Source organism: Terriglobales bacterium, from assembly GCA_035624475.1.
Taxonomy (GTDB): Bacteria; Acidobacteriota; Terriglobia; order Terriglobales; family Acidobacteriaceae; genus DASPRL01.
This window is the reverse complement of sequence record DASPRL010000292.1, coordinates 1-2,258: the sequence shown is the minus strand read 5'-3', so window position 1 is coordinate 2,258 and position 2,258 is coordinate 1. Positions and strand designations below refer to the sequence as shown.

The following is a 2,258-nucleotide window of genomic DNA, read 5'->3' as shown; positions in this document are numbered from 1 at the left end:
CGACCTGCGGGAGGCCTATGATGCCTGTCTTCATAATCGGGTGATCGGGCGATCGGGTGATCTAGGTCACCGGGCAAATGACCCGATGATCCGATGACTCGATGACCCGATTCTCATGATAAACGGCGCGCGACAGAAAAGACGACCGCCAGCCCCAGCAAGAGCACTCCGCCCTCCAGCCGCGTGGACCACACGTGCAGGCCGTCGAACTCGAGGCGGCGGGGATCGCTGGGGGCGACCTGGTCGATCACGCCCATGTCGCGGCGCAGGCTCTCCATGCGCGCGAACACATAGAACTGCGAGATGCAGGTCAGGGCCAGCATGGCGGCGACCAGCAGATTGCGCGCCGCCCACGGCTGGAAGGAGCCCTGGGAGAGGCGTGCCAGGGTCAGCGAGCAGAGCAGGAAGACGACGCCCGCGACCAGGCCCATGCCGTGCAGGATGGTGAGCAGCCGCGCGATGATGTGGCCCGCCATCTCGCGCGTGGGCACGGCCGCAAAGACGTTGGGCGCCATGACGGCGAAGAACACGATGCCGCCCAGCCACAGCACCAGCGCCAGCAGCATGAGGAAGCGGAGGAAGGACATGGGTGGCTCCCGCTAGACCGGAACCGGGACCGACTCCGCGATGTCGCGCAGGATCTGCTCCGCCTGCTCCGACTTCTTCAGCGTCGAGGAGTAGCGGGCGTTGACCACCACGCGGTGCGCGAAGACGGGAACCACCAGGCCCTTGAAGTCCTCGGGGGTGGCGAAGCTGCGGCCGTCGAGGAAGGCGGAGGCCTGGGCGGCGCGGTAGAGCATGAGTGCGCCGCGCGGGGAGACGCCCAGCGAGAGGTACTCGGAGTCGCGGGTGCGGCGCACGATCTCCAGGGTGTAGTCGAGCAGGGCTTCATCCACGCGGATGCGCGTGACCTCCTCCTGCATGGCGGTGACGTCGGCGCCGGAGAGCACGGGCTGGAGCCGGTCGAGGCGGGCCATGCCGGCCTCCGAGCGCAGGATCTCGCGCTCGCTGCCGGCCTCGGGATAGCCCATGCCGGCACGCAGCAGGAAGCGGTCCATCTGCGACTCGGGCAGGGGATAGGTACCGTGGTGCTCGACCGGGTTCTGGGTGGCGATGACCAGAAAGGGCTGGGGCAGGGTGTAGGAGCGGGAGTCCATGGTGACCTGGCCCTCGTTCATGGCCTCCAGCAGCGCCGATTGCGTCTTGGGGGTGGTGCGGTTGATCTCGTCGGCTAGCAGCACGTTGGTGAAGATGGGACCGCGCTTGAACTCGAACTTCTGCTCCATGGCCGAGTACATGGAGATGCCCAGCACGTCGGAGGGCAGCATGTCGCTGGTGAACTGGATGCGCTGGAACTGGCAGTCGATGGCGCGGGCCAGGGCGTGCGCCAGCGTGGTCTTGCCCACCCCGGGGACGCCCTCGATGAGCAGGTGGCCGCGGGCCAGGATGGAGATCAGGGCCAGGCGGATGACGTCGTCCTTGCCGCGGATGATGGAACGCACCGCCTGTTGCAGGGCGGCCGCGCGCTGAGTAGTGGCGGACTGTGGAACCATCGTTAGCTTCGATTCTATCGCAGAGAAGCTCTTAGCTCTTAGCTTTCAGCTCCGCCGCTACCCGGCGACCTCTGCGGTCAATCGTTTCTCCGCGAGATAGCGCGGGCGATGGTCTGGTCGAGGGCGGACTTGGCCTTCTCGTACTCGGTCTGCGAGATGCGTCCTTCGTGGCGCTCCATCTCCAGTTGGAAGAGCTCTTCCTTGAGTGCTTCCAGCAGGCGGGCCTTGCGGTCGCGGGGCGCGGGCGGCTCCTCCAGTTCGGGCGCGGGTTCGGCGACGGGCGCGGCCCCACGCGCGCCTCCGGCGCTCTTGGCCAGCGCCGGGGCGATGGGCCGCCGGTTCAGAATGTAGAAGGCGCCGAAGGTCAGCACCAGGCCGAGGCCGATCAGGATCTGCCAGCGGTACTGGTAGAGCGGGTCGGGGGTCTCGGTGGGCGGACCCAGGCCGCCCCCGGGCCGGTTGTCGGCAGAGCCGCCGGCCATGCCGCTGCTGTCGGAGCCTGCCTCGGCCTGGTCGCCGCCTCCGGGAACCCGGCTGGTGGCCCCCGTACCGGAGATCTCGAAGGCGATCTGCTGGCCGGGTTGCATGCCCGTGACCACGTGGACGTCCGCGTCCTTGTCGGGCATGGACTGGAAGCTCCCGGCGGTGGGCCGGAACTGCATGCTCTTGGGCAGCATCACCACCAGGTGCTCGAGCGGCGACACC

At 68.0% G+C, this 2,258-nt stretch carries 3 protein-coding genes; all 3 read right to left on the bottom strand.

The features are described from left to right. Window positions 1-113 precede the first annotated feature (113 nt). Window positions 114-587, bottom strand: a complete 474-nt coding sequence (locus VEG08_11670; protein ID HXZ28642.1) for a DUF4149 domain-containing protein — start codon at window positions 585-587, stop codon at window positions 114-116. 12 nt (window positions 588-599) lie between these two features. Beyond that, the gene (locus VEG08_11665) at window positions 600-1,553 is read right to left on the bottom strand and encodes a MoxR family ATPase (GenBank protein HXZ28641.1); all 954 of its coding nucleotides are present in this window, start codon (window positions 1,551-1,553) and stop codon (window positions 600-602) included. A 77-nt stretch (window positions 1,554-1,630) separates the two neighbouring features. Next, window positions 1,631-2,258, bottom strand: a 628-nt coding sequence (locus VEG08_11660) for a hypothetical protein (protein ID HXZ28640.1), incomplete at its 5' end; no start/stop codon positions are given.

What these genes read in the sequence shown, in the direction of transcription:
- VEG08_11670 (HXZ28642.1), bottom strand. Translation starts at nt 587, where the DNA reads ATGTCCTTCCTCCGCTTCCTCATGCTGCTGGCGCTGGTGCTGTGGCTG.
- VEG08_11665 (HXZ28641.1), bottom strand. Translation starts at nt 1,553, where the DNA reads ATGGTTCCACAGTCCGCCACTACTCAGCGCGCGGCCGCCCTGCAACAG.